Below are 13,716 nucleotides of genomic sequence, written 5' to 3'. Positions count from 1 at the left end.
AGGTCATTCCAAGGCGGGAGGTTACGGTTGTTTTAGATTGGTCGGAGGGCGTGTCTCCGTGGCCACGCTTCGCCTGGATTGTCGACCGGAGCGATTTGGGGTTACCCTTCACGGCGATGGTCTTCGATCCGTCCCACCAGACCTCCCGCGCGCAGGTCTTTTTCGACCGCCACGAATTGGGGCGCATCCTCTCGCTCTATGGTCGAATGGTCGCCGCCGGCGAGTGGCGCGACTACGGCGTCGGCGCCACGACGGACGCCTGCATCTTCTCGATCTTCCACCGGGCCTCGGAGGCGCCGGTCTACCGCATCGAGAAGCGGCCCTCGCTGGCGCGACGCCAGGGCGCCTGGGCGATCATCGGCCAGGGCGGCCTGATCCTGCGCCGCGGCCACGAGCTGGACCAGGTGCTGCGGTTCTTCGACAAGGGCCGCTTCAAGGTGGTGGACTAAGCCCAACAAAAAACCCCGGCGGTTTCCCGCCGGGGCTTCGAGATCTCAGGTTCTGGATCAGATCTATCGGCGGTCGCCGAAGATGCTGAGCAGGAACTGGAAGAGGTTGATGAAGTTCAGGTAGAGGCTGAGCGCGCCGTAGTTGGTGGCCACGCCCATGGCGGCCTCGTTCCCGCCCATCTCATAATAGCTCATCTTCAGGCGCTGGGTGTCATAGGCGATCAGGCCCGCGAAGATCAGCACGCCGATGACGCTGATGATGAAGGCCATCGCGCCGCTTTGCAGGAACATGTTGACCACCATGGCGATCACCAGGCCGATCAGGCCGACGATCAGGAAGCTGCCGAAGCCGGTCAGGTCCTTCTTGGTGGTGTAGCCGAACAGCGACAGGCCGCCGAAGGCCGCCGAGGTGATCAGGAAGGTCGAGAAGATCGACGTGCCCGTATAGATCAGGCTCAGCACGCCGAGACCCGCGCCGATCAGGCTGACGATGGTCCAGTAGAAGATGCCGGAAGACCGCGGCGTCGCGTTCTTCATGGCGAACATGCCGAACAGCATCACCGCCAGCGGCGAGAACGCCACCACCATGCCCAGCAGGGTGTAGCCGATGCGGCCCGTGGGCGAGGTCGAGAACATCAGGTCCCGCACCGGCGGGAAGCTGCCGGTCAGGAAGGCCAGTCCGGCCGAAACGAGAAGCCCCAGCGCCACCTTGTTGTAGACGCCGAGCATGAAGCTGCGCAGACCCGCGTCCACCGACATGTCGGCGCGATCTGCGGGGACCGTGCGCGCATAGCCGCGGTTGAAGTCGCTCATCAGAGACAAAGCCCTTTTCGAAACGCCCCGAGTGGGCGCACCCCCGAATATCGGGGTCCGGGCTGTTCGGCGCAAGGGAGGCCGGATTACGTTTGCGTCAGCCGTTTCGCATCCTAGGTAGAGGACGATGATCCGCCTGTTCGCCGCCATCGCCATACCGTCCGAAATCGGCGCGGGCCTGGTCTCGCGCCAGGACGGCCTGCCCGACGCCCGCTGGCGGCCCATGGAGGCCTTCCACATCACCCTGCGCTTCTTCGGCGACGTGGCCGAGAACGTCGCCGCCGACCTGGACGCGGAGCTCGCCATGGTGACCGGCGCGCCGCTGAACCTGGAGCTGGAAGGGGTGGGTGCGTTCGGCGAGGGCCACGAGATCCACGCGGTCTGGGCCGGCGTCGTCGAGGACCCCGACCTGCGCCAGCTGGCCCGGCGCTGCGAGACCGCCGCGCGGCGGGCGAGGCTGAAGCCGGACACGAGGGTCTACAAGCCGCACGTGACCCTGGCCTATCTGCGCCGGCCCAATCCGGACGAGGTCGCCGCCTGGCTTGCCGGGAACAACCTCCTCAAGTCGCCGCCGTTCCGGGCGACCAGCTTCGGGCTCTATTCAAGCTGGCGCACCGCCGAGGGCTCCCGCTACCGGCTGGAGCGGGAATATCCGCTGGTTTGAGGCTTCTAAATGCTCCCCCTCTGGGGGAGCTCCCGGCCGAATGGCCGGGTGAGGGGGACTTTGACTCTGTGGGCTTCAACCCCTCCGTCACGTCGCCGAAGAGGGCGACGCGCCACCTCCCCCAAACCGCGCTGCGCGCTGGGGGAGGATCTAGGAGCCTAGGCGTCGACCGCGTGGTCCTTGAGGACGCCGAGCGGGACGATGGCCAGGGTCTCCTCGTGGGTGGCCTCGAGGATCAGCTGGGGGGCCATGCCGGCGTCCAGGGCTTCCTTCCAGCGCGGGGCGCAGAGGCACCAGCGGTCGCCCGGCTTCAGCCCCGCGAAGGCGTAGTCCGGCATGGGGGTGGAGAGGTCGTTGCCCATGCTCTTGGAGAAGGCCAGGAACTCGGCGGTCATCACCGCGCAGACGGTGTGCATGCCCGTGTCGTGCGGTCCGGTCTCGCAGCAGCCGTTGCGGAAGAAGCCCGTCACCGGGTCGAGCGAGCAGGGGACGAGTTCGCCGCCCAGCACGTTCTTGGCCCCGTCGTCGTAGCGGATGGTCATGGACCCATCCTAGCTCCTAAGAAGGGGGGTTCGCCATCGGAACCATGGAGCCGGACGCTTGAGCTTGCCCCGCCCGCGCCGCAGCGCCCTCTACATGCCCGCCGCCAATGCGCGCGCCGTCGAAAAGGCGCGCGACCTGCCGTGCGACGTGGTGATCCTGGACCTGGAGGACGCCGTCGCCCCCGACGCCAAGGACCTGGCGCGGACCCAGGCGGTCGAGGCGGTGAAGGCCGGCGGCTTCGGCCGGCGCGAGGTGGTCATCCGGATCAACGGGCTGGACACGCCATGGGGCGCGGCGGACCTGGCGGCGGCCGGAGCGGCGGGCCCGGACGCGATCCTGGCCCCCAAGGTGTCCTCGGCGGCTGACGTGGCGGCCTATGGCGCCGGGCTCTCGGGCGACACCCGGCTCTGGGTGATGATCGAGACCTGCGCGGCGATCTTCGCCCTGCCGCAGGTCGCCGGGGCGGGTGGTCGGCTTTCGACCCTGGTGGCGGGGACCAACGACCTGGCCAAGGAGATGCGCTGCCGGCTGGATGTGGCGCGCGCGCCGCTCGCCGCTCCGTTATCGCTGATGGTCGCGGCGGGACGCGCCCACGGGCTGGCCGTCCTCGACGGGGTGTTCAACGGCATCGAGGACGACGCCGGCCTGGCCGCCCAGTGCGACCAGGGGGCGGCCTTCGGCTTCGACGGCAAGACCCTGATCCATCCGCGCCAGATCGAGGCCGCCAATCTGGCCTTCAGTCCAACCCCCGACGAGGTCGCCTGGTCACGGACCATCGTGGCGGCCTTCGATCTGCCGGAAAATGCCGCCAAGGGGGTGATCCGGGTCGAGGGACGCATGGTGGAGCTGTTGCATCTGGACGAGGCGCGGCGTCTGATCGCCGTCGCGGACGCCATCGCCGCGGCGTGAGATGTCGGCCTTGAGACTGAGAACCCCGCTCCTGCAGATCGCCCTGGCGTTCTCCGTGGCCGCGCCCGCCGCCGCCCAGGAGGCTGATCCCATCGCGGCCCTGCTGGACCAGCCGCCGCCCGCCCAGGCGCAGGCCGCCGATCCCGAGACCGCCGACGCGCTGGCGGCCGAGCCGCCGCTTGCCCCAGAACCCACGCCGCCCCCGGCCTACATCCCGCCTCTGGCTCAGCCGGAGCTCACCGCCCCGACCTTTGTCGACGATACCGGCCGGTCGCCCGAGGCGGCGCCGAGCCCCGTCGAGCTGAGCTATGAGGCGCGGCTGCGGTCCTCTTCCGCCTCGGCCCAAGGTCTGCAGGGGCCGCTGGACGGCGCCTGGACCCTGCGCGAGGGGGAGGGGACGGCGCTCTACAGCCTACAGATGGTCGACAGCGGCCTGACGCCGCCGGAAGGGGCCTGGCGCGACCCGCGCCGGCGCGGGTCCACCGATTCGTCGGGCTTCCTCAGCACCGTCCAACGCATCGGCGGCGAGCTGATCGTCACCTTCCACCCGCGCCCCGGCGCGGGCGCAGCCACCCTGGTCCTCAACGCCGCCGCCGACGGGTCCTGGACCGGGCGGCTGGAGGAGGGCGGCGAGCGCCGGGCTGTGGTCCTGCGCCGCGACTAGAGACCGAGCGCCGCCTTGGCCGCCGCCAGGGCCCGCGCCAGGGCGTCGGCGGGGTAGGGCTCGGCGGGGCTATGGCCCCAGACCGGACCGGGCCAGGCTGGGTCGCCGACCCGGCGGCCCACCACATGTACATGGAGCTGGGGCGTGACATTGCCGAGCGCGCCGACATTCAGCTTGTCGACCGCTACGCCCAGGACGCGGACGGCCCGGCCGGCGGCGAGGATCTCGTCGGTGAGGATCGCCAGATCCTCTCGGGACAGGTCTTCCAACTCGCGGGCGCTCGCGACGCGCGGGATCAGCACGATCCAGGGATACCGGACGTCGTCCTGCAGCCGGGCGTGGCTCAGCACAAGGTCGCCTAGTTGGTGCGATGTGGCGAGGAACGCCGGATCCGCCTGAAACATCGCCGCTTCCCCGTGTGACCTGCCAACCGTTGGTAGCCGCAGGCTCCGCGCCTGTCACTTGGCCTTGCCGCAGGGGCCCATGGGGGCTAGACCGCCCGCGAATTTTCGCACTGCAACCACGGGACAGTTCCATGACCATGAAGAAGCCGATCCGCGTCGCGGTCACGGGCGCCGCCGGCAACATCGGTTACGCCCTCCTCTTCCGCATCGCCTCGGGCGAGATGTTCGGCAAGGACCAGCCGCTGATCCTGCAACTTCTGGAAATCCCGGTCGAAGGCCCGCAGAAGGCGCTGAAGGGCGTGGCCATGGAGCTGGAGGACTGCGCCTTCCCGCTGCTGCAGGACATGGTGCTGACCGGCGACGCCAATGTCGCCTTCAAGGATGTGAACTGGGCGCTACTGGTCGGCTCCAAGCCGCGCGGCCCGGGCATGGAGCGCGCCGACCTCTTGAAGGACAACGGCAAGATCTTCATCGCCCAGGGCCAGGCCATCGACGCCGTGGCCGCCGACGACGCCCGCGTCGCGGTGGTGGGCAACCCCTGCAACACCAACATCATGATCGCCGCGAGCCAGGCCAAGCGCCTGCCGAAGGACCGTTTCACCGCCATGGTGCGGCTGGACCAGAACCGCGGCCGCGCCCAGCTGGCCAAGAAGGCCGGCGTGGCGATCACCGAGGTCAGCGACCTGTTCATCTACGGCAACCACAGCCCGACCATGTTCGCCGACTTCACCCACGCCAAGATCAGCGGCAAGCCGGCCGCCGAAGTCATCGGCGACGAGGCCTGGCTGAAGAACGACTACCTGCCCGCCGTCGGCAAGCGCGGCGCGGCGATCATCGAGGCCCGCGGCCTGTCCTCGGCGGCCTCGGCGGCCAACGCCCTGGTCGACCATGTCCGTGATCTGACCACCGTCGGCGCGATCCACTCCGTCGCCGTCGAGAGCCAGGGCCGCTACGGCTTCGCCGATGGCGTCTGGGCCGGCATGCCGGTGAAGACCACCGCCACGGGCTACGACGTCATCACCACCTATGAGATGGACGATTTCGCCAAGAGCAAGATCGCGCTGACCAACGACGAACTGGTCGGTGAGCGCGACACCGTCAAGGACATGCTGGGCTAGGGCCTAGGCCATAGGACGGCGGCTCGCGGGCCGTCGTCCTACCAGCGCCGCTCGGCCTCGTCGGCGATGGCGTTCAGCTCCTCGATCCGCTGGTCGTAGACAGCCGCCAGGGCTCGGGGCGAGCGCCGGGCGGCGTCCTCGCGGATATCCAGCCAGTCGTCCTGCTCGCCGCGCAATTCGTCATGGCGCGCGCCGGCCCGCAGCGCCCGCCGGAAGGCGCGCGACAGGCGCCGATCGGCGGCCGCCAGGGCGGGATCGGCGCAGACCATCTCCTCGGCCAGCGAGTTCGCCCGGCCGCAGTCGAAGCTGGGCCGCGCGACGCCGACGGGGTCGGGCGCGCGGACGCTGGCGTCGATCGCCGACTGCAGGGCGTCGGGGACGGCTTCCGGCTCCGGGTCCGGCTCGGGCGCCAGTCTCGGCGGCGCCGGCGCGGCCTTGGGGGCGGCCTGGATCAGTTCCGGCGACATGGTCTCCAGCGGCGGGCGCTCGACGACGGGCGGCGGGGGCGGGGGATCGGCCATCACCACCTCGATCTGGCCATCAGCCGTCGCGGGTCGCGGCTCCATCGGGGCGGGCTTCGGCCCGCGCCCGATCAGGTCGGGCCTAGCGGCGAGGCCCAGCCCCAGGCCCAGCACGCAGGCGACGGCCACGCCGCCGATCACGGCGTTGCGATTGAGCCGGCGCGGGGCGGGCCCGGGCGGCGGCGCGGGCGGCTCTTCCCGCGCCATCGTCAGCGGCGGGTCTTCCCAGGGATCGTAGGTCATGTGGCGGTGTCCAACTTGCTCGTCTCCAGAACGCACCAGCCGGCTGAATGGCGGCTGAACCGGTTGCCGCGCGCGCGCATCGCGGGTACTCGCCGAGGGGATCCGAACCGGAGAGCGTCATCGTGAGCCTGGGCCCCACCCTCGAGACCGAACGACTGATCCTGCGCCCGCCCATAGCGGCGGACTTCGAGCCTTGGGCGGACTTCGTCGCGGACGAGGAGGCCGGCCGGTTCCTGGGCGGGGCCCAGCCCCGCCCCGTCGCCTGGCGCGGCATGTGCGCCATGACCGGAGCCTGGACCGTGGCCGGTTTCAGCATGTTCTCGGTGGTGGAGAAGGCCAGCGGCGACTGGGTCGGCCGGCTCGGCCCCTGGTCGCCCGAGGGTTGGCCCGGCACCGAGGTCGGCTGGGGCATCGCTCGCGAACACTGGGGCAAGGGTTATGCGCCGGAGGGCGCCACGGCGGCGATCGACTGGGCCTTCGACCATCTGGGCTGGACCGAGGTGATCCACTGCATCGACCCCGGCAATACAAACTCCCAGAACGTGGCCCGGCGGCTGGGGTCCTCGATCCTGCGCCACGCGGTCCTGCCGCCGCCCCTGAACGACAGCGTCGACGTCTGGGGCCAGACCCGCGAGCAGTGGCGGGCCCGGCGGCGCTGATCAGATCCAGCCTTTCTCGCGGATGATCTTCGCATAGGTCCGGCTGACCGGAACCTCGGACCCGTCCTTGAGCGTCAAGGTCGCCCGTCCATCGCCGCGCCTGGCGTCGGCGATGGCGTCGCGGGCCACCCACCAGGAACGGTGGACCTGGGTTCCCTCGATCCCCTCCAGCTCGGCGACCGCGTCGGCCAGCCGCAGCAGGATCAGGTCCTGACCCTTGGAAGTGTGGAGTCGCAGGTAGTGGTCCTCCGACTCCACCGCCCAGACCTCGGCGCCGCGCAGCTTCAGCGGCAGGCGCTCCAGGAAGCGCGGCGGCGCGGGCGGCTGGACGGCGGCCCGCCGGTCGCCCCGGGCGACCAGGGCGTTGATGGCCACCATGACCACCGAGACGACGGTGACTGTGACGCAGAGCGACAGGGCCTGCCGAGGTCCGATCTGGGAGCCCATGAACAGGTTGTTGGTGATCCAGACGACGCCGGTGAACGGAATTCCGATCAGCAGTCCGGCCGCCAGGATGCGCGCGATCATCCGCGACCCGTCCGGATCGGCGCCGAACACCAGGCGGGCGGCGAGCGAACCCCACAGGGTGCCGGCCGCCATCAGCGGGATCCAGTAAGCGAGGCGCCGGGCGAGAGTCATGTCGTCCATGCCGAACGCGCCTGAAAAGGCGAGGAACCCTCCGGCGATGACCGCCACCAGCAGGCTGCGCAGGAAGCCGGCCCGGTCGCCATACGGCCCCCAGCTAAAGGTCTTCAGGTTTCGCGCCTCCGCCATGGGCCTGTTGAGATCATGATTGGGGCCCCGTGAGAAGACGGTCGACGAAGCGCGAGCGGCGACCCTGGCCGTTCGCGCAGCCGGCGCGGCGACTCGTGCAGAGGCTGCTGCACGGCGACAGGCAGGGCGGCAGGAAGGGGCGTCGCCTCAGTCCGGAGCCTGTCCATGGCCAACCCCACCAGACCTGCCGCCAGCCGCCACGCCTTGGCCGTCAGCCTCGCCCTCGCCGTCGGCGCCGGCCTCGCCGCCGCGGCCTCCAGCCTGCGGGCGCCCGATTTCGCGCCCATCGCGGCGGCCTCTGCCCAGATCCAGATCCACCTGACGGCGGCGATCACCACCTTCCTGATCGGCGCCGTGTTGCTGCTGGGGCCCAAGGGAACCCTGCCGCATCGCACCCTCGGCTGGACCTGGGCGGCGACCATGGCGATCACGGCGGTGAGCTCGCTGTTCATCCGCGAGCTCAATCCCGGCGGCCTCAGCTTCATCCACGCCATCTCCGGCTGGGTGATCATCGCCTTGCCGGCGGCGCTCTACGCGGCGCGGCGCCACAAGGTCCGCGCCCACCGTGGCGCGATGATTGGAATGTATGTCGGCGGCATGTTCCTGGCGGGCGGCCTGGCCTTCCTGCCGGGGCGGATTCTATGGGCTGTGTTTTTCGCCCGATGATGAAAATGGAACTGACGGAGGGGCTCGCCAAATCTTTGCTGCAATGCGGCTTTTTCTTCCCGTGGCGCGGTTGCCACAGGGGGGTGCGGCGCCTATAACCCCGGCCACTCGCCGCACCGGGCGGGCTGCAGACAACGCGTTTCGCGACCTCATGAACATCCACGAGCATCAAGCCAAGTCCGTCCTCTCCGAGTTCGGCGTGGCGGTCCCACGCGGCTACGCCGCCTTCTCGGCCGAAGAGGCCTACAGGGCCGCGAAGAACCTCGGAGGGTCGGTCTTCGTCGTGAAGTCCCAGATCCACGCCGGCGGTCGCGGCAAGGGGCGGTTCGAGGGCCTGGGCCCCGACGCCAAGGGCGGGGTTCGGGTGGTCAAGTCCGCCGATGACGTCCGCGCCAACGCCGAGGAGATGCTGGGCCGGGTTCTGGTGACCCATCAGACGGGTCCCAAGGGCAAGCAGGTGAACCGCCTCTACATCGAGGAAGGCGCCGATATCGCCAAGGAATTCTACCTGTCGCTGCTGGTCGACCGCGAAACGAGCCGGGTCTCGGTCGTGGCCTCCACCGAAGGCGGCATGGACATCGAGGAGGTCGCCCATTCGACCCCCGAGAAGATCGTGACCTTCTCCATCGATCCGGCCACCGGCGTCTTCCCGCACCATGCGCGGACCCTGTCCAAGGCGTTGGGCATCTCCGGCGGGCTCGCCAAGGAAGCCGCGACCCTGCTTGGCCAGCTCTATGCCGCGTTCCTGGCCAAGGACATGAGCATGCTGGAGATCAATCCGCTGATCGTCACCGGCGACGATCACCTGAAGGTCCTGGACGCCAAGGTCAGCTTCGACTCCAACGCGCTCTTCCGGCACCCCGACATCGTCGCCCTGCGCGACGAGAGCGAAGAGGATCCCAAGGAGATCGAGGCCGCCAAGTTCGACCTCTCCTATATCGCCCTGGACGGCGAGATCGGCTGCATGGTCAACGGCGCGGGCCTGGCCATGGCGACCATGGACATCATCAAGCTCTACGGCGCCGAGCCCGCCAACTTCCTGGACGTGGGCGGCGGCGCCGACGAGCCGAAGGTGACGGCGGCCTTCAAGATCATCATGGCCGACCCGAACGTGAAGGGCATCCTGGTCAACATCTTCGGCGGCATCGCCCGCTGCGACATCCTGGCGAACGGCGTGGTCAACGCGGTCAAGCAGGTCGGCCTCAGCGTGCCTCTGGTGGTGCGCCTCGAGGGCACCAACGCCGAGCTGGGCAAGAAGATCATCAATGAGAGCGGCCTCGACGTGATCGCCGCCAACGATCTCAGCGACGGCGCCGAGAAGATCGTCAAAGCCGTCCGGGAGCGTGCGTAATGTCCATCCTGATCGGTAAGGAAACCCGGGTCATCTGCCAGGGCATCACCGGCGCCCAGGGCACGTTCCACTCGGAACAGGCCGTCGCCTACGGCACCAAGATGGTCGGCGGCGTCACCCCCGGTAAGGGCGGGACCACCCACATCGGCCTGCCGGTGTTCGACACTGTCCATGAGGCGGCCCAGCAGACCGGCGCCGACGCCAGCGTGATCTATGTCCCGCCGCCGTTCGCCGCCGACTCGATCCTGGAAGCCATCGACGCCGAAATCCCGCTGATCATCTGCATCACCGAGGGCATCCCGGTGGCCGACATGATCAAGGTGAAGCGCGCCCTGTCGGGCTCCAAGTCCCGCCTGATCGGCCCGAACTGCCCCGGCGTCCTGACGCCGGAAGCCTGCAAGATCGGCATCATGCCGGGCAACATCTTCCGCAAGGGCTCGGTCGGCGTGGTCTCGCGCTCCGGCACGCTCACCTATGAAGCGGTGTTCCAGACCACCCAGGTGGGTCTTGGACAGACAACCGCTGTCGGAATTGGCGGCGATCCGGTCAAAGGCACCGAATTCATCGACATCCTCGACATGTTCCTGAAGGACCCTGAGACCGAGTCGATCATCATGATCGGCGAGATCGGCGGTTCGGCCGAGGAAGATGCGGCGGAGTTCATCAAGAATTCAGCAACCAAGAAGCCTATGGTCGGCTTCATCGCGGGTCGCACCGCGCCGCCCGGTCGGCGCATGGGACACGCGGGGGCGATCATCTCCGGCGGCAAAGGCGGCGCCGAGGACAAGATCGCGGCGATGGAGGCTGCGGGCATCCGCGTGTCGCCTTCGCCGGCGAAACTGGGCGAGACCCTCCTCGAGGTGCTGAAAAGCGCCTGACGGCTAATTAAGTATGGGCGGTCCGCGCTCGGCTCCTTCTTCCGAAGTCCGTGGGCGACCCCCCGGGAAACGGACGAAATGGCGGACGACGCAGGTCTGATCAACGAGGTGCTCGCCGAGACCTCATTCCTCTACGGCGGCAACGCCGCCTTCGTGGAGGATCTCTACGCGCGGTGGGCGGCCGACCCCAATTCGGTCGACGGCTCCTGGCGCGTCTTCTTCGCCTCCCTGCACGACCGCGCCGACGAGGTGAAGGCCGCCGCCGGCGACCGATCCTGGACCAAGGCCGGCGCCCCCGCCGCGCGACCCGACTGGCTGTCGGCGCTCGACGGCATGTGGCCCGCCATCGAGGCCAAGGTCGGCGCGAAGATCGCCGAACGGGCCCCGCCCGCCGCTTCGCCGGAATCGGTCCGCGCCGCGACCCTGGATTCCCTGCGCGCCATCATGATGATCCGCGCCTATCGCATGCGCGGCCACCTGCGGGCCAATCTCGACCCGCTGGGCATCGCCATTCCCGAGGGCGACGCCTCGGAGCTGGATCCGGCGACCTACGGCTTCTCGGAGGCCGACTACGACCGGCCGATCTTCCTGGACTTCGTGCTGGGCCTCGAGACCGGAACGGTCCGCGAAATCCTGCAGATCGTGAAGCGAACCTACTGCAGCGACGTCGGCGTGCAGTACATGCACATCTCCGACCCGGCCCAGAAGGCCTGGCTGCAGGAGCGCATCGAGGGGCGCGACAAGGAGATCGTGTTCACCAAGGAGGGCAAGGTCGCCATCCTGAAGAAGCTAATCGAGGCCGAGGGCTTCGAGCGCTTCCTGCACAAGCGCTTCCCCGGAACCAAGCGGTTCGGCCTGGACGGCGGCGAGGCCATGGTCCCGGCCCTGGAGCAGATCATCAAGCGCGGCGGCGCGCTGGGCGTGCGCGACATTGTCATCGGCATGCCCCACCGGGGCCGCCTGAACGTCCTGGCCGCGGTGATGGCCAAGCCCTACCACGTGATCTTCCACGAGTTCCAAGGCGGCTCGACCCTGCCCTCGGACGTCGAGGGCTCGGGCGACGTGAAGTACCACATGGGCGCGTCCTCGGACCGCGCCTTCGACGGCAATAGCGTCCACCTTTCGCTGACCGCCAACCCGTCCCACCTGGAGATCGTCAACCCGGTGGTGCTGGGCAAGGCGCGCGCCAAGCAGGCCTTCGCCCTGCGCGAGAACGCCGACGCCGGTCGTGGTCACGTCCTGCCGTTGCTCCTGCACGGCGATGCGGCCTTCGCGGGCCAGGGCGTCATCGCCGAGTGCTTCACCCTGTCGGGGGTGCGGGGCTACCGCACCGGCGGCACGATCCACTTCATCGTCAACAACCAGATCGGCTTCACCACCGCGCCGAAATATTCCCGCTCCTCACCCTATCCCTCCGACGTGGCGCTGATGGTCGAGGCGCCGATCTTCCACGTGAACGGCGACGATCCGGAGGCCTGCACCTTCGCCGCCAAGGTGGCCACCGAGTTCCGCCAGCAGTTCGGCAAGGACGTGGTCATCGACATGTTCTGCTACCGGCGGTTCGGTCACAACGAGGGCGACGACCCGACGATGACCTCGCCCTTGATGTACGCCAAGATCAAGGACCACCCGTCGACCCGCGAGATCTATAGCCGCAAGCTGATCGGCCAGGGCGTGATCACCGAGGACGAACTCACGGGCTGGATCGCCGAGTTCGACGACTTCCTCGACAAGGAGTTCGACGCCGGCAAGACCTACAAGGCCAACAAGGCCGACTGGCTGGACGGCGCCTGGTCGGGCCTGGCCCTGCCCGACAGCGACGACCGCCGCGGCGACACCAGCGTCAAGATGCAGAAGCTGCTGGATCTCGGAGGCCAGGTCACGGCCATTCCCGAGCGGCTGGACGTGCACAAGAACGTCCGTCGGGTGATCGAGAACCGTCGCGCCGCCATCCAGACGGGCGAGGGGATCGACTGGGCGACCGGCGAACACCTGGCCATCGCCACCTTGCTGGACGACGGCTTCCCCGTGCGCTTCACCGGCCAGGACACCGTGCGCGGCACCTTCACCCAACGCCACGCCGACATCATCGACCAGACGACGGAGGAGCACTACACCCCGCTCCTGCATCTGCGCCCCGGCCAGGCCCACTTCGAGATCATCGACTCGCCGCTGTCGGAAGAGGCGGTGCTGGGCTTCGAATACGGCTTCTCGCTGGCCGACCCGAAGACCTTGACCATGTGGGAGGCCCAGTTCGGCGACTTCGCCAACGGCGCGCAGGTGGTCATTGACCAGTTCATCTCGTCGGGCGAACGCAAGTGGCTGCGGATGAGCGGCCTGGTCCTGCTACTGCCGCACGGCTACGAGGGCCAGGGCCCGGAGCACTCCTCCGCCCGTCTCGAACGCTTCCTGCAGCTCTGCGCGGAAGACAACCTCCAGGTCGTCAACTGCACGACCCCGGCCAACTACTTCCACGCCCTGCGCCGCCAGATGCGCCGCGAGTTCCGCAAGCCGCTGGTGGTGATGACGCCCAAGTCGCTGCTGCGGCACAAGAAGGCGGTCTCCAAGCTGAGCGACATGGCCGAGGGCTCGTCGTTCCACCGGGTCCTGCACGACGACGCCGAGCGCGGCCAGAACACCGCCACCGTGCTGGTCGCCCCGGAGAAGATCCGCCGCGTCGTGCTGTGCTCGGGCAAGGTCTATTATGACCTGCTGGAGGCCCGCGAGGAGAAGGGCGTCGACGACGTCTATCTGATGCGGTTGGAGCAGTTCTATCCGTGGCCGGTGAAGTCGCTGTCGACCGAGCTGTCGCGCTTCCCCAACGCCGAGTTGGTCTGGTGCCAGGAAGAACCCAAGAACATGGGCGGCTGGACCTTCGTCGATCCCTGGCTGGAGCTCACCCTCGAGCGCCTGAAGGTCAAGGCCAAGCGGGCTCGCTATGTCGGCCGCCCGGCGACGGCCTCCACCGCCGCCGGCCAGATGAGCCGTCACCTTCGTGAGCTACAGTCCTTCCTCGCCGAAGCCCTCGCCTAGGCTCGCGGCGGCCCCAAAGAACAAAAC

The 13,716-nt window shown here is 68.8% G+C and carries 15 protein-coding genes; 10 read left to right on the top strand and 5 right to left on the bottom strand.

The window, feature by feature from the left end; genetic code table 11:
* Window positions 1-116: 116 nt before the first annotated feature.
* Window positions 117-449 carry a DUF2794 domain-containing protein gene (locus tag V6M51_RS04760; RefSeq protein ID WP_332765310.1) on the top strand — a complete coding sequence of 111 codons (333 nt, stop codon included), beginning with the start codon at window positions 117-119 and terminating at the stop codon, window positions 447-449.
* Window positions 450-512: 63 nt separating this feature from the next.
* Here V6M51_RS04760 and V6M51_RS04755 read toward each other — a convergent pair whose 3' ends face one another.
* Window positions 513-1,262 (bottom strand): Bax inhibitor-1/YccA family protein, encoded by a 750-nt coding sequence (locus V6M51_RS04755; RefSeq protein ID WP_332765080.1) that lies wholly within the window; start codon window positions 1,260-1,262, stop codon window positions 513-515.
* Window positions 1,263-1,389: 127 nt separating this feature from the next.
* Here V6M51_RS04755 and thpR point away from each other — a divergent pair, with 127 nt between their 5' ends.
* Window positions 1,390-1,926: an RNA 2',3'-cyclic phosphodiesterase gene (gene thpR / locus V6M51_RS04750; protein WP_332765078.1), complete on the top strand. Its 537-nt coding sequence runs from the start codon at window positions 1,390-1,392 to the stop codon at window positions 1,924-1,926.
* Between the two features lie 158 nt (window positions 1,927-2,084).
* Here the strand turns inward: thpR and V6M51_RS04745 are convergent, their stop codons facing one another.
* Entirely contained in the window at window positions 2,085-2,468 is a 384-nt protein-coding gene (locus tag V6M51_RS04745; RefSeq protein ID WP_332765076.1) for a DUF2237 family protein, read from the bottom strand.
* A 58-nt stretch (window positions 2,469-2,526) separates the two neighbouring features.
* On the opposite strand from V6M51_RS04745, the gene V6M51_RS04740 reads away from it, so the two are divergent.
* Together V6M51_RS04740 and V6M51_RS04735 are read left to right on the top strand one after the other, a co-directional pair.
* The gene (locus V6M51_RS04740) at window positions 2,527-3,378 is read left to right on the top strand and encodes an HpcH/HpaI aldolase/citrate lyase family protein (protein ID WP_332765074.1); all 852 of its coding nucleotides are present in this window, start codon (window positions 2,527-2,529) and stop codon (window positions 3,376-3,378) included.
* Between the two features lie 10 nt (window positions 3,379-3,388).
* A complete protein-coding gene (locus V6M51_RS04735) occupies window positions 3,389-4,042 on the top strand; it encodes a hypothetical protein (RefSeq protein ID WP_332765072.1) in 654 nt (217 codons plus the stop codon).
* Here V6M51_RS04735 and V6M51_RS04730 read toward each other — a convergent pair.
* A complete protein-coding gene (locus tag V6M51_RS04730; RefSeq protein ID WP_332765071.1) occupies window positions 4,039-4,446 on the bottom strand; it encodes an HIT family protein in 408 nt (135 codons plus the stop codon). The two genes, V6M51_RS04735 and V6M51_RS04730, sit on opposite strands and share 4 nt — an antisense overlap.
* 131 nt (window positions 4,447-4,577) lie before the next feature.
* On the opposite strand from V6M51_RS04730, the gene V6M51_RS04725 reads away from it, so the two are divergent.
* The gene (locus tag V6M51_RS04725; protein ID WP_442957837.1) at window positions 4,578-5,564 is read left to right on the top strand and encodes a malate dehydrogenase; all 987 of its coding nucleotides are present in this window, start codon (window positions 4,578-4,580) and stop codon (window positions 5,562-5,564) included.
* 38 nt (window positions 5,565-5,602) lie between these two features.
* On the opposite strand, the gene V6M51_RS04720 is transcribed toward V6M51_RS04725, so the two are convergent.
* Window positions 5,603-6,328 (bottom strand): lysozyme inhibitor LprI family protein, encoded by a 726-nt coding sequence (locus V6M51_RS04720; protein WP_332765069.1) that lies wholly within the window; start codon window positions 6,326-6,328, stop codon window positions 5,603-5,605.
* 119 nt (window positions 6,329-6,447) lie between these two features.
* Between V6M51_RS04720 and V6M51_RS04715 the strand changes: the two genes are divergently transcribed.
* Window positions 6,448-6,987, top strand: coding sequence for a GNAT family N-acetyltransferase (locus V6M51_RS04715; RefSeq protein WP_332765306.1), 540 nt, complete (start codon window positions 6,448-6,450; stop codon window positions 6,985-6,987).
* On the opposite strand, the gene V6M51_RS04710 is transcribed toward V6M51_RS04715, so the two are convergent.
* Window positions 6,988-7,761: a LytTR family DNA-binding domain-containing protein gene (locus V6M51_RS04710; RefSeq protein WP_332765068.1), complete on the bottom strand. Its 774-nt coding sequence runs from the start codon at window positions 7,759-7,761 to the stop codon at window positions 6,988-6,990. It abuts the gene before it with no gap.
* A 165-nt stretch (window positions 7,762-7,926) separates the two neighbouring features.
* Between V6M51_RS04710 and V6M51_RS04705 the strand changes: the two genes are divergently transcribed.
* The 4 genes from V6M51_RS04705 (at window position 7,927) to V6M51_RS04690 (ending at window position 13,689) form a co-directional block, all read left to right on the top strand.
* Window positions 7,927-8,427, top strand: coding sequence for a DUF2306 domain-containing protein (locus V6M51_RS04705; RefSeq protein WP_332765067.1), 501 nt, complete (start codon window positions 7,927-7,929; stop codon window positions 8,425-8,427).
* Window positions 8,428-8,578: 151 nt separating this feature from the next.
* The gene (gene sucC / locus V6M51_RS04700; protein WP_332765066.1) at window positions 8,579-9,778 is read left to right on the top strand and encodes an ADP-forming succinate--CoA ligase subunit beta; all 1,200 of its coding nucleotides are present in this window, start codon (window positions 8,579-8,581) and stop codon (window positions 9,776-9,778) included.
* Entirely contained in the window at window positions 9,778-10,656 is an 879-nt protein-coding gene (sucD, locus tag V6M51_RS04695) for a succinate--CoA ligase subunit alpha (RefSeq protein WP_332765065.1), read from the top strand. The genes sucC and sucD overlap by 1 nt, the downstream gene beginning before the upstream one ends.
* Window positions 10,657-10,734: 78 nt before the next feature.
* The gene (locus V6M51_RS04690) at window positions 10,735-13,689 is read left to right on the top strand and encodes a 2-oxoglutarate dehydrogenase E1 component (protein ID WP_332765064.1); all 2,955 of its coding nucleotides are present in this window, start codon (window positions 10,735-10,737) and stop codon (window positions 13,687-13,689) included.
* Window positions 13,690-13,716: the final 27 nt, after the last annotated feature.

Source organism: Phenylobacterium sp., from assembly GCF_036677185.1.
GTDB lineage: Bacteria > Pseudomonadota > Alphaproteobacteria > Caulobacterales > Caulobacteraceae > Phenylobacterium.
The sequence above is the reverse complement of the archived record's forward strand: the minus strand, read 5'-3'. Positions and strand labels throughout refer to the sequence as shown.